Here is a 21339-nt window from a genome sequence, read left to right as displayed (position 1 = left end):
CAGCGGCGGGACTCTCAATGAAAACAGGTCACGGTAAGAGATCCACCGCGGGCCCCGCCCGCTCAGGGACCGGTGCCCGGGCTGAGTACCGTCAGGAACACCGAGGAGGCATTGCCGGACACGGGAACCGGGCCGCCCTTCCATGTCACCGTGAGGTGGTCCCGCTCGTTGGGGGGTGTCACCAGCAGTGAGGCGGGGGTGGCCGCGTGGGCGCCGCTGACGTCCGGGTTGGAGAAGGTCAGTCCGGCCCAGGCGCTCCTGCCCGGCGCCAGCGTCACCGTCGTAGGGCTGCCCGAGGAGCGCTTCGGGTCCGGGCCCAGCTGCCGGCCGGACGCGTCCACGAACGCGCCCCCAGGGTAGCCGCGCACCGTGCAGGTACGGGAAGAGGCGTTGGTCAGAATGACCGGGAAGTTCTCCTGCCCGGCACCGGGGTCGTTCTGCCCGACGGTCGCCCGCAGCTCCGAGGTGTGGCAACGGCCTCCCGCGGTGCCGGCCGGCGTGGACTGCGCCGCCGACGCGGTCGGGGTGGCCGCACCGGGAGCGCTGTTCGCCGTGGAGGCGGACGCGCTCGCCGGGTCGGTACTGCGGTGGCCGCCGGTGGCAGGCGCGGCCGTACCGGGCAGCGTCGTCGGAGCGCTCGCCGTGCCGCCGTTGCCGCTGCTGCCGCAGGCCGTCAGCAGACCGAGCACCGCGACCGCACTCGCGAGCAGGGCCGCCCGGTGGACGGAGGGGGACTTCTTGGCCATGTGCCTCAACACTCCCGGTGATTCCTCGCACACGTCGTGGCGTGTGCGTACGGCGCTGATGTGCCCCGTCATACAGGTCCGATGCATGCCGGGACGAAAAAGTTCGCGCGCGGTCCGAGGGTTCTGCATCAGCTTCCGATGCGTACGGAGGCGAGGATGCGGTCGGTCGCCGACGCCCGGCCACTTTGCCGGATCTGTACGTACACCCGAGTCTGCGCGCTGCCGTCCGCCGGGGCGAGCGCGGCCTCAGTGACCGACCCGCCGCCCGTGCAGCCGTCCCAGGTGCGGACCCTGCCGTGCCAGACGGTGCCGGAGTAGGCGCGTGCACCGTCGTAGTGGCAGCCCGGGTGGGTGAGGGCGTTCACAGCGGCCGTGAGGTCGCCGTGCTCGCTCAGGCCCACCAGCACGCCGTTGACCTCGGCCGTCAGGTCGTGCCATGCGGTCAGGCGGTCCGCGACGGCGAACCCCGGCTCAGGGCCCGAAGGCAGGCCGAGCGCCCGCGGGTCCCACCCGGAGTCGCGCACCTGCCGGTCCCAGTCGCGGGGAACCTCGGCGACGACCCTGCCGGTCGTGTCCGAGACCCGCGCATCCGCGGTGGCCGGGGGCCGCCGGTCGACCAGTGCCAGCGTCACACCCACGGCCGCGACCACGGCCACGGTACCCGTCACAGTGACGGCCGTCCGGTGTCTTCGGGGCCGGTGACCGGAGGCGGCGAGCCGTTCCAGCTCCTGCGCGAAGGCCTCGGCGTCGGGCCAGCGGCGTCTGCGGTCCGGCGCCAGCGCCCGCATCAGGGCCCGCCGGACGGCAGGAGCCAGATCCGGACGCAGCCGGTCGGGCCGTACGACGCGGCCCGGCTCACCCGGAACCGCGCCGGTGACCAGGTGGTAGGCGACCGCACCCAGGCTGTACACATCGGCCCGGGCGTCGATGCCGACGCCGGGTTCGGCCTGCTCGGGCGGCCGGTATCCCGCCGAACCGGCGGCCTGGGTGAGCCCGGACGCCTCCGCCAGACTCTTGGCAAGCCCCAGGTCGGCCAGCAGCACCCGCGACACGCCGTCGGGGGCGGAGCACAGCAGCACGTTGCTCGGCTTGATGTCCCGGTGCACGATCCCCGCCGCGTGCAGCGCCGCCGCACCGCGGGCGGCCAGCGCCGTCAGCCGCAGCGCCTCCGATACCGGCAGCGGGCCGCCGGCCGGCAGATCGGCGAGAGTGCCGCCGTCGGCGTACTCCATCACGAAGTACGGCCTGCCGTCGGGGAGTTCACCGATGTCGTAGACCTGCACCACCCGGTCGGAACCCGCCCGGCGCAGCATGCGCGCCTCGGCCAGGAACCGCTCCCGCACATCGAGCCGGTGGGACCAGTTGTCGGCGAGGACCTTGACCGCCACCGGTGCGTCGAGCTCGTCGTCATGGGCCAGCCAGACCGTGCCGAACGCGCCCGTGCCCAGGCGCCGTTCGAGGCGGTAGCGCCCGATCCGCTCGACGGAATGCATACGACTATCATGCCTGGACGTGGATCGTTCCCGAGGAGAGCCCCAGGTCGCGCCCACCGAGGACCTCGCCCGCAGTGCCGCGGCGGGCGACCCGGCGGCGCTGGAGGGGCTGCTCAGGGTGATCAGGCCCGAGGTCGTCCGGCGCTGCGGCCGGTTCCTGCCCTGCCGCGAGGACGCGGAGGAGGCCGCGCAGGACGTCCTGCTCCAGGTCGCCCGGAAGATCTCCACCTTCCGGGGCCGCAGCCGCTTCAGCACCTGGCTCTACACCGTCGTCGCCAACTGCTGCCGCCAGAAGTACCGCGAACTCAAGCGGCGCTCGGCCGAACAACCGGCCCCCATCGACGCGGGCCGGCTCACCGACCCCCGCACGACCAGCGTCATCGCGGGCTCCCGCCTCGACCTGCTGGAGGCCCTGGAACGCCTGGAGCGCGAACACCCCCACCTCGTCGACCCCCTGGTCTACCGAGACATCTGCCAACTCGACTACGCCGAGGCCGCCGAGCGCACCGGCATCCCCCTGGGCACCTTCAAGTCCCGCCTCCACGAGGCCCGCAAACATGTCAGGCCCTGGCTTGCGGAGGCGCCCTGAGCAGGAACGCGCGAAGCGCGCACTGTAAGGGCGCGGGGCTGTATCCATATGCGGCTCCGCCGCGCGGGCGCGACCAGCCACGACGCAGCCGCAGAGACAAGACGACCCGAACCGCCCAACCCGCGGAGCGCTACTCGTCGAGCAGTCCGATCTCCGCCCAGATCGTCTTCCCGTCCGCCGTATGGCGGCTACCCCACCGCTGCGTCAGCTGAGCCACCAGCAGCAGCCCCCGCCCGCCCTCGTCCCACGTCTTCGCACGCCGCAGATGCGGCGCAGTGTGGCTGGTGTCCGACACCTCGCAGATCAGCGTGGCCTCGTCGTGGATCAGCCGCAGCCGGATGGGGTGCGCGCCGTACCGGATCGCGTTCGTGACCAGCTCGCTCACCACCAGCTCGGCGGTGAACGCCGCCTCCTGCAGCCCCCAGCCGTCCAACTGCTCGACGACCTGCTTGCGGATCGGCGCCACCAGTGCCGGGTCGGCGGGGATGTGCCAGGTCGCCACCTGCGAGGACGGCAGTCCACGGGTGCGGGCCAGCAGCAGGGCCACGTCGTCCAGGGCGCCACCCGACGGCAGCAGGGCGTGCAGCACCCGGTCGCAGGTCTCGTCCAGCGAGTCGGAGTACGCCTTGAGCGCGTCGCACAGCATCCGGTGGCTGGCGTCGACGTCCCGCTCGCGGGTCTCGATCAGCCCGTCCGTGTAGAACGACAGCACGCTGCCCTCACGCAGCTCCAGCTCGGCCGACTCGAACGGCAGCCCGCCGAGACCCAGCGGCGGCCCGGCCGGCAGGTCCACCTGCTGCGGAACGCCGCCCGGCGGGACCACGACCGGCGGCGGATGCCCGGCTCGGGCCATGGTGCAGCGCCGCGACACCGGGTCGTAGACCGCGTACAGGCAGGTGGCGCCGACCTCGCCGGGGCTGCCGTCGTTGCCGGCCTCCACCGACAGCCGGACGACCAGATCGTCCAGATGGGTGAGCAACTCGTCGGGGGCGAGGTCTATGTCGGCGAGGGTGCGCACGGCGGTGCGCAGCCGGCCCATGGTGGCCGAGGCCTGGATGCCGTGCCCGACGACGTCCCCGACGACCATGGCGACCCGCATCCCCGACAGCGGGATCACGTCGAACCAGTCACCGCCCACACCCGCCCGGGCCGCGGGAAGATAGCGCGAGGCGGCATCCACCGCGGCGGTGCGCGGCAGCGAGCGGGGCAGCAGGCTGCGCTGCAGGGCGAGGGCGGTCTCCCGTTCGCGGGAGAAGCGGCGGGCGTTGTCGATGCAGACGGCGGCCCGCGTGGTGATCTCCTCGGCCAGCAGGACGTCGTCCGCGGAGAAGGGGTCCGGCCGCCGGAACCGGGTGAGGACCGCGACACCGAGGGTCTGGCCGCGGGCCCGGATCGGCACGGACATCGTGGAGTGGATGCCGTACTCCTTGACCCGCTCGGCACGTGTCTTGTGCCAGCTGAGCCACTGGTCGAGGGCGCCCGAGGAGACGGACGCCACGATCGTGCGGCCCGCGATCAGCGAGTCGGCCTGGGGTGAACCCGCGGGGTAGTGCTCCAGCTGCCCGGGCTGGAGGACGGCCTCGGGCGTGCCGGGATTGACGGAGAGGTGTGCGGCGCGGCGCAGCCCGATCGGGGCGGTCAGCCTGAGCGGGGGCTCGCCGCCGTGTTCCTGGAGGTCCAGCAGGTCGACGCTGACGAGGTCGGCCAGGGCGGGCACGAGAACGTCCACGAGCTCCTGCGTCGTACGGGTGACGTCGAGCGTGGATCCGATGCGCACACTCGCCTCGTTGACCAGCTGCAGCCGCTCCCGGGCGAGGTAGTTGTCGGTGAAGTCGTGCGCGGCCAGGCACACGCCCCGCACCCGCCCCTCGGTGTCCGTGACCGGCGCCATCCGGGCCAGCCAGGCGTGCGCGCGATCCTCGCCGCCGGTGTGCATGTACGTCTGGACGTCCAGCGGGCGCCCGGTGGTGAGCACCTGCAGCATGTGCGCCTCGAGCTCCTCGCTCTGCGGCTTGCCGCCGATCTCGGCCAGTCGAAGCCCCCGCACACGCTCCTCGGGCAGGCCGATCACGTCGACCATGGCGTCGTTGACCCTCTTCAGCCGCAGCCGCTCGTCGTACACGGCGACCGCGCAGGGCGACTGGGTGAGCGCCGCCCGGGCCAGCGGGTCGTCGGGGGAGTGCGGGGCGTCGCCGTCCAGTGGGCTGAAGAGGAGCCACCGGCCGGGCGTGTCGTTGCGCGACGGACGGTGGTGGACGAGCAGCCAGACGGACACCTCGTGGCCGTCGCGGTGGCGCAGTGCGACGGTCCCGTCCCAGCGGGCCCCGGCGGGCGCGAGGACGTCCCCGTCGATCAGCAGGTTCCGGCCGGGACGGCCGACCACCTCGGTGACCGGCCAGCCCAGCAGCCGCTCCGCACCCGCGTTCCACTCGACAAGCGTGCCGGATTCATCGATGACAGCCCGCGCCGTCGCGGCCTCGTCGAACGGATACTCCGGGCTCATCGTCGCCACTCCATCGCGAACACTCACAGTGAACCGCCGGGTCACTTGAGTTCCAGCCTAGTCCGTCGGCGAGCCGCGCGGACGGGAACCCCCATGGGCGCGCGGCGGCCCGGTCAAGGGGCAATTCCGGCCGTTGTGACGCGTGAGGCAGAAGGGCGCCCCCGCACCCTTGACGGCTCTGTGTGGCGTCGCGTCAGAATCCGTTTGTTCACGATCAGTTGTGAGTACTTCTGGGCCCTGATGAGGGGGAGCCGCCATGACAGTGACTCGGAGATCGGTTCTGCTCGCTTCCGCCGCTGCGCCGGCCGCCGGAGCGCTTCTTGCCACCCCGGTGGCCCGGGCCGCCGAGGCCGCCGCGGGCGGATCCGGCCGCCGCACCGTCGCCCTGCGCGACGGCTGGCGTTTCGCCCTGGTCAACCCGGACGGAATCACCGATCCGACCGGCGCCTACGCACAGGCCGCCGACCCCGGCTACGACGACTCGGGCTGGCGCCAGGCGGCGGTGCCGCACGACTGGAGCATCGAGCAGACCCCCACCACCGAGCACGGCACCACCAGCGGCACCGGCTTCTTCCCCGGCGGCCTCGGTTGGTACCGCCTCGCGTTCACCCTGCCGCCCGCCTTCACCGGCAAACGGATCGCGGTGGAGTTCGACGGCGTCTACATGGACTCCTACGTCTACTGCAACGGCACCGAGGCCGGCCGGCACCCCTACGGCTACACCGGCTTCGCCTTCGACCTGACCGATCTGCTGCACACCGACGGCACCACCGAGAACGTGATCGCCGTCAAGGTGCAGAACCAGCTCCCCAGCAGCCGCTGGTACTCGGGCAGCGGCATCTACCGCGAGGCCCGCCTGGTCGTCACCGAGCCGGTGCACGTCGAGCGCTGGGGCACCTACGTCACCACGCCGGACATCACCGGCGATCGGGCCGTCGTACGCGTACGGACCTCGGTGGTGAACGAGTCCGGTGCCGCGAGCCAGGTCGAGATCCGCTCGGCGGTCAAGGGCCCCGACGGCCGTACGGTGGCCCGTGCCGCCACCACGGTCGCCGTCACCGACAAGACCGCCGAAACCCACGAACTCACCGTCCCCGAGCCCAGGTTGTGGGACTTCGCGACCCCGGAACACCGCTACACCCTGGAGACCGAACTGCGCGTCGCCGGCAGGACCGTCGACACCTACCGCACCCCCTTCGGTATCCGCACCTACCGCTTCGACCCCGACGAGGGCTTCTCCCTCAACGGCACCCACACCAAGATCAAGGGCGTCGACCTGCACCACGACCAGGGTGCTCTCGGCGCCGCGATCAGCATCGACGCCGTGCGCCGGCAGATGACCATCATGAAGTCGATGGGCGTCAACGCCTTCCGCACCTCGCACAACCCGCCCTCGCCGCAGATGATCCAGGTCTGCGAGGAGCTCGGCATCGTGATGATGGTGGAGGCCTTCGACTGCTGGCGGACCGGCAAGACGAAGTACGACTACGGCCGCTTCTTCGACGAGTGGTGCGAGAAGGACGCCACCGAGATGGTCCTCGCCGCCCGCAACTCGCCTGCCGTGGTGCTGTGGTCCATCGGTAACGAGATACCCGACTCGACCTCCACCGCCGGACTGGCCATGGCGGACCGGATCATCGGTGCCGTCAAGGCTGCGGACGACACCCGGCCGGTCGTCATCGGGTCGAACAAGTACCACGGTGTGCCCGCCACCGGCTCCGCCGCCGACCTCATGCTCGCCAAGCTGGACGGCCTCGGACTCAACTACAACACCGCCAAGTCGGTCGACGCCCTGCACACCAAGTACCCCAAGCTGTTCCTCTTCGAGTCGGAGTCCTCGTCCGAGACCTCGACCCGCGGCTCCTACCAGGAGCCCGAGCACCTCAACACCGGTGAGAACCACACACCCGGCAGGCGCGAGGTCTCCTCCTACGACAACAACCTCGCCTCCTGGACCATGAGCGGCGAGTACGGCCACAAGAAGGACCGGGACCGCAAGTGGTTCGCCGGGCAGTTCCTGTGGTCCGGCATCGACTACATCGGAGAGCCGACGCCGTACGACGTCTTCCCGGTGAAGGCGTCCTTCTTCGGCGCGGTCGACACGGCCGGCTTCCCCAAGGACATGTACTACCTGTTCCAGAGCCAGTGGACCAGCGAGCCCATGGTTCATCTGCTGCCCATGAGCTGGAACCACGAGCAGGGCGACACGGTCGAGGTGTGGGCGTACTCCAACGTCGACACCGTCGAGCTGTACCTCGACGGAAAGTCCCTCGGCACGCGCACCTTCGACACCAAGAGGACCACGGACGGCCGTACGTATCTGGAGACCACGGAGGCCACCGGCGACGACAAGACCTTCACCACCGGCCCCTGGCCCGGCAGTTACACCAGCCCGAACGGCAGCGCCGGCAAGCTGCACCTGACCTGGAAGGTACCGTTCCAGCCGGGCGAGTTGAAGGCGGTGGCCCGCAGGGACGGCAAGGTGGTCGCCACCGACGTGCTGCGCACGGCGGGCGAACCGCATGCCGTACGGCTCACGGTGGACCGCAAGTCCCTCGCCGCGGACGGGCGTTCGCTGGCGTTCGTGACCGCGGACGTCGTCGACGCCCGCGGGGTGGTGGTGCCCGACGCCGAGCACCTGATCACCTTCGACGTGACGGGCGGATCCCTCGCCGGGCTCGACAACGGCCGGGAGGAGAGCGCCGAACGCTACCAGGCCACCACCCGCAGCGCCTTCCACGGCAAGGCCCTTGCCATCGTGCGCGCCGGCACCGAGGCCGGCACCCTGAAGGTGAGCGCACGCGCGGAGGGGCTGCGGGCAGGAACGGCCACCGCGCGCACCACGCCCGCCAGGTCGGCCGCGACCACCCCGACGGCCGCCTTCGGGCCGGAGCACCCGGCGCCCCCGAACCACCCGTATGCGGACGCCAGTTACTCCGGCCGCCCGGACACCCTGCCCGCCGCGATGCTCGACGGCGACGCGGCCACCGGCTGGTCCAACGCCTTCGCCAAGTCCGCCACGGCCCTGCTGCCCGCCTTCGACGGCGCGCGGGAAGAGGACTGGGTCTCGGTGGACTACGGGCGGGCCCGGACCTTCGACCGGGTGGAGGTCTCCTTCACCGTTGACGCGACGCACACCCTGCCCGCGTCGATCGAGGCGGCCGTGTGGGACGGGCGCCGGTACGTGCCGGTCACCGGCGCGGCGGTCGACTGGGCCACCACGTCGGACGCGCCCACCGTCCTCACCTTCGACGCGCAGCGCGGCGCCCGCCTGCGGCTCACACTGACCAGCGCTCACCCGGGTGAAGTCCTCGGGGCCGTGCGGATCAGCAAGTTGGAGGCACCGGGCGGCTGAGCGGCCGGAGCGGTCCGGGCGGGAAACCAGTCCTGTCCGGACCGTTGACGGAGTGTCATGGCGCGAACAAACATGAGCTGCGTCCGCATCTGGGAGCGCTCCCACCCCGTTGGGTCCGGCGAGCGTCACCCGTACCTCAGCCCGAGGAGCCCAGACGTGAAACGACGCAGAACCATTCTGCTGACCCTGACGGCCCTGTTGGGGACGGCGTTGACCGGGGTGCCGGCCCATCCGGCCGCCGCCGACCAGGTCGAGCAGCTCAAGAACGGCACCTTCGACACCACCATCGACCCCTGGTGGACCACCACCAACGTCACCGCAGGCGTGTCCGGCGGTCAGCTCTGCGCGGATGTGCCGGGCGGCACCACCAACCGCTGGGATGCCGCCGTCGGCCAGAACGACGTCACCCTGAAGAAGGGGGAGTCGTACAAGTTCAGCTTCAAAGCGACCGGTTCGCCCGAAGGCCATGTGGTGCGGGCGGTCGTGGGGCTCCAAGTGGCGCCGTACGACACCTATTTCGAGGTGAGCCCGCAGCTGAGCGTCTCCGGCAACACCTACTCGTACACCTTCACCTCACCCGTCGACACCACCCAGGGCCAGGTCGCCTTCCAGGCCGGCGGCAGTGCTGACGCCTGGCGATTCTGCATGGACGACATATCGCTGCTGGGCGGTGTCCCGCCCGAGGTGTACCAGCCGGACACCGGACCGCGGGTCCGCGTCAACCAGGTCGCCTATCTGCCCTCCGGGCCCAAGAACGCCACCCTCGTCACCGACGCCACCACGAAACTGCCCTGGCAGCTGAAGGACGCCGACGGCGCGACGGTCGACCACGGCTGGACCGTGCCGCGAGGGGTCGACGTCTCCTCCGGGCAGAACGTCCACTCGATCGACTTCGGCGACTACCGCAGGCCGGGCAAGGGCTTCACGCTGGTCGCCGACGGGGAGACCAGCCGCCCCTTCGGCATCGGCACCGGAGCCTACGAGCAACTGCGCCTCGACTCGCTGAAGTACTACTACACGCAGCGCAGCGGCATCGCGATCCGCGACGACCTGCGTCCCGGGTACGGCCGGGCCGCCGGGCACCTCGACGTGGCGCCGAACCAGGGCGATGCGCACGTGCCCTGCCAGCCGGGCGTGTGCGACTACACGCTCGACGTCACCGGCGGCTGGTACGACGCCGGCGACCACGGCAAGTACGTCGTCAACGGCGGCATCGCCACCTGGGAACTGCTGAGCACCTACGAACGCGAGAAGCTGGCCCGCACGGGGGAGCCGGAGAGGCTGCGGGACGGCACCCTCGCCATCCCGGAGAGCGCGAACAAGGTGCCCGACATCCTCGACGAGGCCCGTTGGGAGCTGGAGTTCCTGCTGAAGATGCAGGTGCCCGACGGACAGCCGCTGGCCGGTATGGCCCATCACAAGATCCATGACGCACAGTGGACCGGCCTGCCGCTGCTGCCCAGTGACGACCCGCAGAAGCGGGAACTGCACCCGCCGTCCACCCAGGCGACCCTCAACCTGGCGGCGACGGCCGCCCAGGCGGCCCGCCTCTACCGCCCCTACGACCGCGCCTTCGCGGCGAAGGCCCTCACGGCGGCCCGCAAGGCCTGGAACGCGGCGCTCGCTCACCCGACCATGTACGCCTCCGCCAGTGACGGCACCGGAGGCGGCGCCTACGACGACACCAACGCGACGGACGAGTTCTACTGGGCGGCGGCGGAGCTCTATCTCACCACCGGCGAGAAGGAGTTCGCCGACTACGTGCGGAATTCGCCGATGAACACCGCCGACATCTTCGGCCCGCTCGGCTTCGACTGGGGAAGGACGGCCGCAGCGGGCCGCCTCGACCTGGCGACCGTGCCCAGCAAACTGCCCGGCCGGGACAAGATCCGCCGGTCCGTCGTCAAGGGCGCCGAGCGCTACCTGGCCACCCTGAAGTCACAGCCGTACGGCATGCCGTACGCACCCGACAACAACGTCTACGACTGGGGCTCCAGCCACCAGATCCTCAACAACGGGGTGGTCCTGGCGACGGCGTACGACATCACCGGAGCCTCGAAGTACCGGGACGGCGCGGTTCAGACCATGGACTACATCCTGGGCCGCAACGCGCTGAACATCTCGTACGTCACCGGCTACGGCGAGGTCAACTCCCACAACCAGCACAGCCGCTGGTACGCCCACGAGCTCGATCCGAAGCTCCCGAACCCGCCGCACGGAACCCTTGCGGGCGGGCCGAACTCGTCCATCCAGGATCCCTACGCACAGAGCAAACTCCAGGGCTGTGTCGGCCAGTTCTGCTACATCGACGACATCCAGTCCTGGTCGACCAACGAGACGGCCATCAACTGGAACGCGGCCCTGGCCCGGATGGCGTCGTTCGTGGCGGACCAGGGCTGAGACCCGTCAGGGCTGCGGCTCGCGCTCCACGAGTTCGGGTCGCGGCTCGTGTTCCACGAGTTCGCCCTGCCGCCGGTGGGCGGTGAGGGTGTGCAGCTCTGCCTGATCGAGCAGCTGGTGCACCTCGACGTACTCGCCGTGCGGCAGCCGCTTGATCACGCCGGTCTCCCGGCCGTGCAACACCAGCTCCGCGTCGCGGAGTTGGAGGCCCAGACAGATGCGGCGGGTGGCGACGAAGACGACCACCGGCAGGACGAACACCGCCACGCGGACCGTCCAGGTGACCGTGTTGATCGACAGGTGCAGACGAGTGGCCACGATGTCGTTGCCGCCTCCCGCCAGCAGGATCAGATAGAGGCTGATCCAGGCGGCGCCGATCGCCGTGCGGACCGGGCGGTTGCGCGGGCGGTCCAAGAGGTGGTGCTCGCGTTTGTCGCCGGTCACCCGTGCCTCCAGGAACGGGTAGATCCCGATGAAGACGAGGAGCAGCGGGAAGACCACGACCGGTATCAGTACGCCTAGGACGAGCGTATGACCCCACAGGTTGATCTCCCAGCCCGGCATCACCCGGACCAGTCCCTCCGCGAAACCCAGGTACCAGTCGGGCTGGGCGCCCGTGGAGACCTGGTCGGGGCGGAAGGGGCCGTAGACCCAGACCGGGTTGATCGTCGCGACGGCCGCGACCAGCGTCAGCGCGCCGAAGACCAGGAAGAAGAAACCGCCCGCCTTCGCCAGGTACACCGGCATGAACGGTGTGCCGACGACGTTGCGTTCGGTCCGTCCCGGGCCCGCGAACTGCGTGTGCTTGTGGTACACGACCAGGATGAGGTGCGCCACGACGAGCGCCGCCATGATGCCGGGGATCAGCAGGATGTGCAGCGAGTAGAAGCGGGCCACGACCTCATGGCCGGGGAACTCGCCGCCGAACAGGAACATCGACAGATACGTTCCGACGACCGGCACCGACAGCAGAGCGCCGTTGACGAAGCGCAGGCCGGTGCCAGACAGCAGGTCGTCCGGCAGCGAGTATCCGAACAGGCCCTCGAACAGGCCGAGGAACAGCAGCAGCCAGCCGAACAGCCAGTTGACCTCGCGGGGCTTGCGGAACGAACCCGTGAAGAAGTGCCGCATCATGTGCGTCAGCATCCCGGCGACGAAGACCAGCGCCGCCCAGTGGTGCAGCTGCCGGATCAGCAGCCCGCCGCGCACGTCGAAGCTGATGTGCAGCGTGGAGGCGTACGCCTCCGACATCCGCACGCCGTTGAGCGGGACATAACTGCCGTGGTACGTCACCTCGTTCATCGACGGATGGAAGAACAGGGTGAGGTACACGCCGGTCAGGACGAGCACGACGAAGCTGTACAGGCAGATCTCGCCGAGCAGGAACGACCAGTGGTCCGGGAACACCTTGCGCAGGTACTTCCTGCCCAGCGAGTGGATGCCGAGGCGTCCGTCGAGCCAGTCGGCGACGCGCTCGCCCCGGCCCGCTGTCTCGGTGGCGGTCACTCGTCCTCCTCGTCGTCCTTGTGCACGTGCGTGAGCTTGTCGGGGTTGGTGACGATGTAGACGCCGTTCACGCGGTCGCCCTCGGGCGTGAGGTCCATGACCATCACGGCGTACGGCGAGTCGCCCTGGAACAGCACCGCGGCGTCGTCGCCGTTGACCCGGCGGTAGCGCAGGTCCAGGTGCTGGGGGCCGCGCCGCGTCGCGTACGAGGTGATCAGGCGGACCGCCTTGTCCCGGCCGTGCACCGGGCGCAGCCCCGCCGGCCTGCGGTTGCCGCCGCCGTCCGTCCACACCGTGACGTCCGGCGCCAGGATCTCCATCAGCTCGGCGATGTCCCCGCCGAGCGCGGCCCGCACGAACCGCTCGGTCGCCTCCTGCCGGACGCGCGGGTGCGCCCGGTAGCGCGGCCGGCGGGCGAGCACATGGTCCCGCGCGCGATGCGCGAGCTGCCGTACGGCCGCCGGGGTGCGGTCGATGACGTCCGCGATCTCGGTGTGGGCGTAGCCGAACACCTCGCCCAGAACGAACACCGCGCGTTCCAGTGGGGACAGCGCCTCCAGGACCACCAGCATCGCCAGGGACACGGACTCGCCGCGCAGGGCCGGGTCGTCGGCGCCCGCGTCGTCGGCGACCAGCGGCTCGGGCAGCCACGGGCCGACATACGTCTCGCGGCGGCGGGCGATCACGGCCTGTCGCTGCAACGCCTGGTTGACGGCGATCCGGACCAGATAGGCGCGCGGGTTGGTGATCCCGCCTACGCCCCGGCCCGACCACGCCAGCCAGGTCTCCTGCAGCACGTCCTCGGTGTCGGCGACGCTGCCCAGCATGTTGTAGACGAGGCTGAACAACAGCTCCCGATGGTTCATGAAGACATCGGTCGCCTCGTCGCTGACCGGACTTCCCGTGCTGTGCGCCATGTGTGGGCCTCCCCGGTGCCGCGCTCACTACTTCGAGGGCCGGGAGGGGGCCGAATGTGACATGGAGCGGGCGTGATGTGACCTACCTCTCACCAAATTCGCGTCGTGTCACACCCGCCCGCCGTCCCGCCCTCTTGAACGCGAGTCCGACACGAGACCGACTCGAGTCCGACCGCAAGGAGACCGACATCGTGTTCAAGAAATGGCACGGCAACCCGTGGGCGATCCTGATCACCCTCTCCCTCGGGTTCTTCATGACGCTGCTCGACCTGACGATCGTGAACATCGCGATCCCGCAGCTGGGCGAGGATCTGAACGCCTCCCTGGACGAGATCCTGTGGGTCGTCAACGCCTACACCCTGGCGCTGGCCGTCCTGTTGATCACCGGCGGCCGCCTCGGCGACCTGCGCGGCAAACGCAACCTGTTCGCCGCCGGAGTCGCCCTGTTCACCCTGGCGAGCCTCGCCTGCGGCCTCGCCCGGGACCCCGCCCAGCTCATCGCGTTCCGGGCGGTGCAGGGGCTGGGCGCGGCGCTGCTGATGCCGCAGACCCTGTCGATCATCGCCGAGGTGTTCCCGGCCGACCGGCGCGGAGCGGCGATGGGCATCTGGGGAGCGGTGGCCGGTGTGTCCGGCGCGCTCGGGCCGATCCTCGGCGGGACGCTGATCACCCGTCTGAGCTGGCGGTGGATCTTCTTCGTCAACCTGCCGTTCGGCGTGATCGTGCTGGTGATGACCGCGGCGATCATCCCGGGCGCCCGGCGCACGGTGAAGCACAGCTTCGACACGTTCGGCGTGCTGCTCGCCTCGACCGCCCTGTTCTGCCTGGCCTTCGGGCTCACCGAGGGACAGCGCTACGACTGGAACCGCTGGATCTGGAGCCTGTTCACCCTGGCCGCCGCCCTCTTCGCCGGATTCCTGCTGCACGAGCGCGGCCGGCAGAGCAAGGACCCGCTGGTCCCGTTCGCGCTCTTCCGTGACCGCAACTTCACCCTCGTCAACCTGGTCGGCGTCACGGTGGCGTTCGGCGTCGTCGGAATGTTCCTGCCGCTGACCATCTACCTGCAGTCCGTGCTCGGCTTCAGCGCCCTCAAGTCCGGCCTGGTGCTGCTGCCCGTCGCCCTGGGCTCGTTCGTGACGGCGGGGCCCGCCGGAGCGCTCGCGGACCGGATCGGCGGCAAGTACATCCTGATGAGCGGGCTCCTCGCCTGGGCAGGCGGACTGGCCTGGGTCGTGACCGTCGCGGACGTCGGCACGGGCTGGCCGAGCATCGCCCTGCCGCTGCTCCTCGTCGGCCTCGGCGTCGGCTGCACCTTCGCGCCCTTCGCCACCGAGGTCATGCGGGGCGTACCGGCCCGGCTGGCGGGGGCGGCCTCCGGCGTCACCAATGCGCTCAGGCAGGTCGGCTCGGTGCTCGCGGGCGCCGTGGTCGGCGCGGTGCTGCAGAACCAGCTCGCCTCCGCGCTCACGGACCGGGCGCGGGAGAGCGCCGGACGGCTGCCCGCCGCATACCGGGACTCCTTCGTCGCCGCGTTTTCGAAGGCTGCGTCCGACGTCGGTGCCCGGCAGCGCGGCGCGCCGCACGGGGTGCCGCAGGACGTCGCCGAGCGGATGCGCGCCCTCGGCGGCCAGGTCTTCGGCCACGGCTTCGTCGATGCGATGGGCCCCGCCGTCTACGTGTCGGCCGCCGTGCTGCTGGCCGGAGCGCTCGTCTGTCTCGCCGTACGACGTCACCGCGGCCCGTCGGCCAACCCCCACGCCCTGCCGATCAACGAGACCGAACTGGAGGAAGCCGCACGATGAGTATCGACTTCACCGCCATGTACGCCTCCCACGACGCCTTCCGACGCGACCTGGAACGCCTCGCGCAGGCCGTCGCCGATGGCCGCGCCCACACCCCCGGCGTGCGCGCCGGCTGGGAGAACTTCACGCACCAGCTGCACATCCACCACACCGCCGAGGACAGCGACCTGTGGCCGCGCGTGCGGGAGCGTGTAGCGGGGCGCCCGCGGGAACTCGCCCTGCTGGACGACATGGAGGCGGAACACTCCCGCATCGACCCGCTGCTGGATGCCGTCGACACCGCTCTGGACGACCAGGCGCCCGAACTGCTTGATCTCGTACGGGCGTTGACGGCAACTCTCGACGACCACCTCAAGCACGAGGAGGACAGCGCCCTGCCGCTGATGCAGGATGTCCTGACGGCGGCGGACTGGGCCGCTTTCACCGGCCGCATCCGCGAGACCCAGGGCCTGCGCGGCGCCTCGGTGTTCGTACCGTGGATCGTCGACGGTGCCCCGCCCACGGACCGCGACCGCTTCCTCGGCGCCATGCCGCCGCCGGTACGCGTGCTCAACCGCCTGTTCTGGCAGGGGAGGTACCGCCGCAAGGGGCTGTGGGCCGGAGCCTGAGCCGCACATCGGTACAGCCGGCGGAGCGCTCACGCCTCGTGGAAGACGAGGCCCAGCGCACGCCGCCGGCCGGAGCGGACGGTGCTCACTGCGTGCCGCATCGCTCCGGCCGACCAGCCGCGCTTGCTGTGCACCGGCCGGTCGCGGGTGGTGAAGACCGGCCCATGGCCCTGCCGGAGCACGGTAGCGGTGCCCCGGGACTGGACACGCGGCCGCTGCTCGACCATCAGGAACTCGCCGCCGGTGTAGTCGCTCCCGTACTCGTCGAGGCCGACGACCAACTGGAGCGGGAAGAGCATGTCGCCGAACACGTCACGGTGCAGGGCGTTCCAGTCACCCTCGACGTAGTGCAGGAGGATCTGCGCCGAGCGGTCCTGTCCGGCCGCGTGACAGGCCTCCAGCCATTCATCGAGGGCAGGTCGTGGGTGAAGTACCGGTACTCGCCGGAACCGAAGCGGTGCCGTGCCATGTCGACCGTGGTCCTGAACAGCTCCGGCTTCTCGTACAGCGCGGCCAGGTCGCGGCACTCGGCGGGCTTCAGCAGCGACCCCGTCGACGCGCTGCCGTGCACGTCCAACTCTGCGGCGACGGCCGCCCATTCGGTGCCGGCGACCCGCCGGTGGGCCTGAGCCTCGGTGAGAGTCACGCCATTTCCTCCCGTCACCCCAGCATCGGCTGCAGGGCACCCTCGTGGGTGAGCAGCCGCACCTTGCTCTCGACGCCGCCCGCGTACCCGCGCATCGAACCGTCGGCACCGATCACGCGGTGGCAGGGGCGGACGATCAGCAGCGGGTTGGCGCCGATCGCGGCACCCACGGCGCGGATCTCACTCCGTGGCACGTCGAGCCGGGCGGCGAGCTCCCCGTACGTGGTCGTGGTGCCGTACGGGATCTCGTCGAGCGCCCGCCACACCTCCTGCTGGAAGTCCGTCCCCTCGGGGGCGAGGCCCAGCTCGAAGCGGGGCAGCCGGCCCGCGAAGTAGGCGGAGAGCTGCCGGGCGGCCTCCTCGAACGCCTCGTCGTCGCGCCGCCGGTCGGCACCGACGGCGGGCGCGCCTCGCTGCCCCGGCAGGGACAGCGAGGTGAGGGCCGTGCCCTCGCCCACCAGCAGCAGCTCACCCACCGGACTGTCGATCTTCGTGTACGTCGTCATGGCTCCAGTCTGCTGCGCCGTACCGTCCGCAACCGGCGGGAAACGGACATGGTCCTCGGCCGGATCCACTGCCTGGAGGTACCGTTCAAAAGGTGCTGCGACCAGCGGCTATTTACGAGTGAGTACCCCGGCGGTACCGTGAAGGCATGCCAGCCCTGAATGTCGAGTTCAGCGACCGCGAACTAGAGGACCTGCGGCAGATCGCCAAGGAGCGCGGTACGTCGATGAAGGCCCTTGTGCGCGAGGCGGCCGCCGCGGACATAGCCCGGCACCGCGCGCTGCAGGAGGGCGCGGAGGCGTTCCGCCGCTTCTTCGCCTCCCATGCCGACGAGTTCGCCGCCGCCTTCCCCGACGACGAACCCGCCCACGCCGGTGAGGGGCGGGTCGCCTGACCGATGGCACCCGTCATCCATATCGATGTGCCCTGGCTGCTCCAGCGCCACGAAGAGGTCCTGCCGGACCAGCCCACCATCAACGACTTCTCGGCGCTGGTCGCCGCCGTCGCCCGCCACCGCGTGGACCCGCCCCGGCTCGGCGTGGACTCCGACCCCGCCTGGCGGGCCGCCGCACTGCTGCACACCCTCGCCCTGCTCAAGCCGCTGCCCTCGGCCAACGCCCGCTTCGCCTGCGCGACAGCCGTGGCGTACATGTTCGTCAGCGACGTCGGCATCGACCCGCCCTATGGCGCCCTCGTCGACCTCGCCCGCGATCTGATCTCGGGGAAGGCCGACGTCTACGGCGCGGCCGACCGGCTGCGCTCCTGGCAGATCTGAGGGCCGCCGAGCGCAGTGTCGGGACGACCCGCCCCCGGGGCCGCCGACCGAGGGCGGGAGGAACAAGGCCGGCGGCCCGTGCGGCGCAGGAGAGCCGCCGTCCTGCGCAGGGCCTCCGAGAAGGGCCGCTACCCAGTGCACTACGGGGTGGTGCACGCCGGGAGCGTGCGCGGTGCTCCGGCGCGTGCGCCTGTTTCACACGGGGCACACGGAATGACGAAAGCTCAGATGGGCGAGGCGAGTTGTCGCCGTTTCTGACCAACCTTCAAAGAGGCAGATGTTGCCCAAGTGCCTTGTTGGTCATGAGTGTGTTGTGCAAGGGTGAACTACCCGTGCGGGGGGTGTAATGGCCGGGTGTCGATCGGTCAATCGGAAAACCGGGCCGGACGGACCTACCTGAATTCACGCCCTCCTGTGAGTCCCATGCATGTGGGAAGGAATCCGCTCAGTGCCCACCCCCCACCCACCTCGTCCCCCTTACCCGCCGCCCGGCGGCGTTCCCGGAGAATCCGACGAGAACCTCGCCACCCGGCTCAGGGGCCGTCCCGACGGCGAGGTCGCCCAATCCGTCGCGCTGTTGATGGCGCGGCACTGGCAGCCCGCCCGCGACTATGCGGCGATCTGTCTGGCCTCCCCGGCCGACCTCGCCTCGATGGTGACGGCGTCCGCCTTCCACCAGGTCCTGGACCGGCTGGCGCTGGGCGAGCCCGCGCTCGCGCTGCGCCCCCGGATTCTGGTGGCCGTACGCGAGACGGTCCGCGTGTGGTCCGCCGAGGACCGGATATCCAGTGTTCTGCCGGAGCTGCAGAAACCCTCCGGCGGCCGCGGTATAGGTACGGCGAAGTCCATGACGCCCGAAAACCGCAGGCTCGCCGAGCGGTCTTTCCAGGCCCTTCCCGGACTCTCCCGGTGCTTGCTCTGGCACACCGAGGTCGAAGCGGAGTCCATAACCGTTCCCGCCGGTCTGCTCGGCATGGATACCGACACCGCGTCGGCGGCACTCGAACAGGCGCGTGAAAAATTCCGCGAAGGTTGTGTACATGCCCATCGGGAACTCGCGCCGAGCAAGGATTGCCGGTTCTACAACCGCCTCCTCGACGTTCCGATTCGCCGGGGCGGGGCGCTGCTGCCGGATGTCCAGCAGCATCTGGCGGAGTGCCCTTACTGCCGTTCCGCCGCTGAACAACTGAGCCATTTCGAGGGCGGGTTGGGGGTGCTCATCGCCGAGGCGGTGCTCGGCTGGGGCGCCCGCCGCTACCTCGACTCCCGTCCAGGGCGTGCGACCCAGGAAACGCGCGCGAGCGGCTCCGCGCGGCACGGCGGCGGCCGTCCGCGCATCCTGCCCCGTATCCCGCTGCCCGGACGGCGGCCGCCGGGCGTGCCGCGGAACTCGCGAGCGCTGCTGACCGGGGTGGGCGTCGTCTCCGCCGGGCTGCTCGCCGGTCTGTTCGCGGCCGGCAGCCTGTGGTCCCACGACGACGGCGTCGACCCGGCCGCCTCCAACAGTGCGAGCGGCGGCACGGCGCCGGGCATCGGCTCCCAGTCGTCCCCCGGGGCAGCTCAACTCCCCACGGTTCCGGGGCAGTCGAGACTGCGCAACGCGGGCGCCGACCTCTGTCTCGACATCACCGGCAAGGTGAAGGCCGGTGCCGGGACCGACCTGGCGGCGTGCTCGGACGCCGACACCCAGCAGTGGTCGTTCGACAAGGACGGTCTGCTGCGCAGCGCGGCCGACCCCGGCCTGTGCCTGGACTCGCACGTGGACGCCGGCGTGGCCGTCCTCGGCAAGTGCGCCGCCGAGAAGGACAAGCGGGGCGCGGACGTGCGCTACGACCTCACCGTGCAGGGCGAGTTGCTGCCCCGCTGGGACGAGCAGCTCGCGCTCGCCGCCACGGCCGAGGAGCCTGGCGCAGACATCGTCGCCAAGGCGCGCGACGGCTCCCCGGCGCAACGCTGGCTGGCCGATCCGACGGCGACGGCGACGGTGACCCCGGGCTCGCTGTCGATCACGGGGAGGGGGACGCCTGCGGCTCGGCCTGCGTGGTTGTCGGAGAGCGCCTGATGGCTCGGGGCCGGGCCGACTTCCAGGTCCGCTCCGACCGCGCCGTCCGCCTCTTCTGGCGCGCCCCCCGCCGTCACCCTCAACCGATGGTGGCGAGCTCGGACGGGGAAGGACCCCCTCCGAGCTCCAGGCGCTGGCCGACGCGGTCACCACCGGACACGGCATCGACCTCTACCGCCGGATTAACGAACCACCGGTAATCCGGGACGGCCTGGCCCTGACCCGGGTGAGAACGCTCAGTCGCGGGCCGGCGGCGTGTAGAAGTCGCCGACGGAGGTCCACACGCCCTTCCTCACGACCACGCGCTGCACACTGCGGGTGCCGAGGTGGTCGCTCGCGCTGAACTTCATCACCGGTGACACTCCCGGGTCCACGGACGACGCCTTCTGGTACGCGGCGGTGACGGCCCGCGAGGTGACGGGCCCCTTGACGGTCTTCGCGATCTCGGCGAACACCTTGGCGTTGCTCCAGCCCCACAGGGCGAGGAACCCGGCGTCCTGACCGGGCTCGTACTTGGCCATCGCGGTCCGGAACTCCTTCACCGCGGGGTCGTCGTCCGAGGGGGCCTTCACCAGCTGCACCGCCTTGAGGCCCTCGGCGGCGTCCTTGGCCAGGGAGATGGTCGACTCGGCGGCCACGGGCGCGTAGGCGTAGGTGGGCAGGGAGACTCCCTGGAGCTTGGCCTCCTTGAGGAAGGCGGCCGACTCCGGGGAGGTGAGGATCAAGATGACCGCCTGCGGTTTCGCGGCCTTCACCTTGCTGATGACCGGGGTGTAGTCGGTGGTCTGGTACTTGACCGGCAGCCGGTCCACCTCGACCGAGGAGTCCACCTTCTTCGCCACGGGTTCCACCTGCTTGGCCACGTTGACGAACGCGGCCGGGTCACTGTGGACGACGAGGATCCTCTTCGCGCCGTCCTGCACCGCCCAGGCGGCGATCGCCGCGGCCTGGTCCTCGTAGAGGGTCTGGGTGCCGAACAGGCCCGGCCGCGGCGGCTTATACCAGTTCTCGGCGCCGCCCACCTCGTTGAGGACCGGCACCTTGGACTGGTTCAGGACGAAGGGGAAGGACGCCTCCGCCTGCGAGGTGCCGTTCGCGTTCACGATCGCCACGACCTTGTCCTGGCCGACGAGTTCGCGCGCGATCTGCACGGTCTGCTGCGGGTCGGCCGCGTTGTCCTTGACGGTCCACCGGACCTTGCGCCCGTTGATGCCGCCCTGGGCGTTGAGCATCTTGAAGTACGCCTCGGCGCCTGCCTTCTCGGGTACGCCGTACGAGGCGGTGGCACCGGTCAAGGGCAGCCACGCGCCGACATGGATCTCGGAGGAGCTGCTCGCGGCTCCCGCGGAGTCCTGTCCCGCGCAGGCGTTGGCGGTCAGTGCCACCACGGCCATGACGGCCGTCGTGCCCGCGGCACGGCGGAATTTTCTCAT

Annotated in this window: 15 protein-coding genes and 1 pseudogene; 8 read left to right on the top strand and 8 right to left on the bottom strand. The window is 70.7% G+C overall.

The window, feature by feature from the left end:
- Positions 1–62: 62 nt before the first annotated feature.
- Both AB0N07_RS25920 and AB0N07_RS25915 read right to left on the bottom strand, forming a co-directional pair.
- Positions 63–746, bottom strand: coding sequence for a DUF4232 domain-containing protein (locus tag AB0N07_RS25920; RefSeq protein ID WP_365838934.1), 684 nt, complete (start codon positions 744–746; stop codon positions 63–65).
- A gap of 128 nt (positions 747–874) precedes the next feature.
- Positions 875–2239, bottom strand: coding sequence for a serine/threonine-protein kinase (locus AB0N07_RS25915; RefSeq protein WP_365838932.1), 1365 nt, complete (start codon positions 2237–2239; stop codon positions 875–877).
- Between the two features lie 19 nt (positions 2240–2258).
- Between AB0N07_RS25915 and AB0N07_RS25910 the strand changes: the two genes are divergently transcribed.
- Positions 2259–2828 (top strand): RNA polymerase sigma factor, encoded by a 570-nt coding sequence (locus AB0N07_RS25910; protein WP_365838930.1) that lies wholly within the window; start codon positions 2259–2261, stop codon positions 2826–2828.
- 130 nt (positions 2829–2958) lie between these two features.
- Here AB0N07_RS25910 and AB0N07_RS25905 read toward each other — a convergent pair whose 3' ends face one another.
- Positions 2959–5331 (bottom strand): SpoIIE family protein phosphatase, encoded by a 2373-nt coding sequence (locus AB0N07_RS25905; protein WP_365838928.1) that lies wholly within the window; start codon positions 5329–5331, stop codon positions 2959–2961.
- 256 nt (positions 5332–5587) lie between these two features.
- Here AB0N07_RS25905 and AB0N07_RS25900 point away from each other — a divergent pair, with 256 nt between their 5' ends.
- On the top strand, positions 5588–8686 hold the full coding sequence (locus AB0N07_RS25900) for a glycoside hydrolase family 2 TIM barrel-domain containing protein (protein ID WP_365838926.1): 3099 nt from the start codon (positions 5588–5590) through the stop codon (positions 8684–8686).
- A 156-nt stretch (positions 8687–8842) separates the two neighbouring features.
- Positions 8843–11086, top strand: coding sequence for a glycoside hydrolase family 9 protein (locus AB0N07_RS25895; protein ID WP_365838924.1), 2244 nt, complete (start codon positions 8843–8845; stop codon positions 11084–11086).
- Between the two features lie 6 nt (positions 11087–11092).
- On the opposite strand, the gene AB0N07_RS25890 is transcribed toward AB0N07_RS25895, so the two are convergent.
- Positions 11093–12592 (bottom strand): cytochrome bc complex cytochrome b subunit, encoded by a 1500-nt coding sequence (locus tag AB0N07_RS25890; protein WP_365838922.1) that lies wholly within the window; start codon positions 12590–12592, stop codon positions 11093–11095.
- Complete coding sequence (sigJ, locus tag AB0N07_RS25885; RefSeq protein WP_365838920.1) at positions 12589–13509, bottom strand: RNA polymerase sigma factor SigJ; 921 nt, start codon at positions 13507–13509, stop codon at positions 12589–12591. The genes AB0N07_RS25890 and sigJ overlap by 4 nt, the downstream gene beginning before the upstream one ends.
- Positions 13510–13700: 191 nt before the next feature.
- On the opposite strand from sigJ, the gene AB0N07_RS25880 reads away from it, so the two are divergent.
- Together AB0N07_RS25880 and AB0N07_RS25875 are read left to right on the top strand one after the other, a co-directional pair.
- The gene (locus AB0N07_RS25880; protein WP_365838918.1) at positions 13701–15311 is read left to right on the top strand and encodes a DHA2 family efflux MFS transporter permease subunit; all 1611 of its coding nucleotides are present in this window, start codon (positions 13701–13703) and stop codon (positions 15309–15311) included.
- Positions 15308–15919 carry a hemerythrin domain-containing protein gene (locus AB0N07_RS25875; RefSeq protein ID WP_365838916.1) on the top strand — a complete coding sequence of 204 codons (612 nt, stop codon included), beginning with the start codon at positions 15308–15310 and terminating at the stop codon, positions 15917–15919. Before AB0N07_RS25880 ends, AB0N07_RS25875 begins: the two co-directional genes overlap by 4 nt.
- A 29-nt stretch (positions 15920–15948) precedes the next feature.
- Here AB0N07_RS25875 and AB0N07_RS25870 read toward each other — a convergent pair.
- A pseudogene (locus AB0N07_RS25870) lies at positions 15949–16565 on the bottom strand (2OG-Fe(II) oxygenase).
- A gap of 14 nt (positions 16566–16579) precedes the next feature.
- Positions 16580–17071 carry a methylated-DNA--[protein]-cysteine S-methyltransferase gene (locus AB0N07_RS25865; RefSeq protein WP_365838914.1) on the bottom strand — a complete coding sequence of 164 codons (492 nt, stop codon included), beginning with the start codon at positions 17069–17071 and terminating at the stop codon, positions 16580–16582.
- A 146-nt stretch (positions 17072–17217) separates the two neighbouring features.
- Here AB0N07_RS25865 and AB0N07_RS25860 point away from each other — a divergent pair, with 146 nt between their 5' ends.
- The 3 genes from AB0N07_RS25860 to AB0N07_RS25850 all read left to right on the top strand — a co-directional run bounded on the left by AB0N07_RS25860 (position 17218) and on the right by AB0N07_RS25850 (position 19906).
- Positions 17218–17463, top strand: coding sequence for a hypothetical protein (locus AB0N07_RS25860; RefSeq protein WP_030937710.1), 246 nt, complete (start codon positions 17218–17220; stop codon positions 17461–17463).
- 3 nt (positions 17464–17466) lie between these two features.
- Positions 17467–17844 carry a toxin Doc gene (locus tag AB0N07_RS25855; protein WP_365838911.1) on the top strand — a complete coding sequence of 126 codons (378 nt, stop codon included), beginning with the start codon at positions 17467–17469 and terminating at the stop codon, positions 17842–17844.
- A 448-nt stretch (positions 17845–18292) separates the two neighbouring features.
- A complete protein-coding gene (locus AB0N07_RS25850; protein ID WP_365838909.1) occupies positions 18293–19906 on the top strand; it encodes an RICIN domain-containing protein in 1614 nt (537 codons plus the stop codon).
- Between the two features lie 236 nt (positions 19907–20142).
- Here AB0N07_RS25850 and AB0N07_RS25845 read toward each other — a convergent pair whose 3' ends face one another.
- On the bottom strand, positions 20143–21339 hold the full coding sequence (locus tag AB0N07_RS25845) for an ABC transporter substrate-binding protein (protein ID WP_365838906.1): 1197 nt from the start codon (positions 21337–21339) through the stop codon (positions 20143–20145).

The sequence above is a fragment of the Streptomyces sp. NPDC051172 genome, from assembly GCF_040682555.1.
In the GTDB taxonomy this organism is placed as follows: domain Bacteria; phylum Actinomycetota; class Actinomycetes; order Streptomycetales; family Streptomycetaceae; genus Streptomyces.
This window is presented reverse-complemented; position numbering and strand designations above follow the sequence as displayed.

Excerpts from the sequence above, each read along its gene's own strand:
- AB0N07_RS25900 (WP_365838926.1), top strand. The coding sequence starts at position 5,588 with ATGACAGTGACTCGGAGATCGGTTCTGCTCGCTTCCGCCGCTGCGCCG.
- AB0N07_RS25915 (WP_365838932.1), bottom strand. The coding sequence starts at position 2,239 with ATGCATTCCGTCGAGCGGATCGGGCGCTACCGCCTCGAACGGCGCCTG.
- AB0N07_RS25865 (WP_365838914.1), bottom strand. The coding sequence starts at position 17,071 with ATGACGACGTACACGAAGATCGACAGTCCGGTGGGTGAGCTGCTGCTG.
- AB0N07_RS25855 (WP_365838911.1), top strand. The coding sequence starts at position 17,467 with ATGGCACCCGTCATCCATATCGATGTGCCCTGGCTGCTCCAGCGCCAC.
- AB0N07_RS25845 (WP_365838906.1), bottom strand. The coding sequence starts at position 21,339 with ATGAGAAAATTCCGCCGTGCCGCGGGCACGACGGCCGTCATGGCCGTG.
- AB0N07_RS25920 (WP_365838934.1), bottom strand. The coding sequence starts at position 746 with ATGGCCAAGAAGTCCCCCTCCGTCCACCGGGCGGCCCTGCTCGCGAGT.
- sigJ (WP_365838920.1), bottom strand. The coding sequence starts at position 13,509 with ATGGCGCACAGCACGGGAAGTCCGGTCAGCGACGAGGCGACCGATGTC.
- AB0N07_RS25875 (WP_365838916.1), top strand. The coding sequence starts at position 15,308 with ATGAGTATCGACTTCACCGCCATGTACGCCTCCCACGACGCCTTCCGA.
- AB0N07_RS25860 (WP_030937710.1), top strand. The coding sequence starts at position 17,218 with ATGCCAGCCCTGAATGTCGAGTTCAGCGACCGCGAACTAGAGGACCTG.
- AB0N07_RS25905 (WP_365838928.1), bottom strand. The coding sequence starts at position 5,331 with ATGAGCCCGGAGTATCCGTTCGACGAGGCCGCGACGGCGCGGGCTGTC.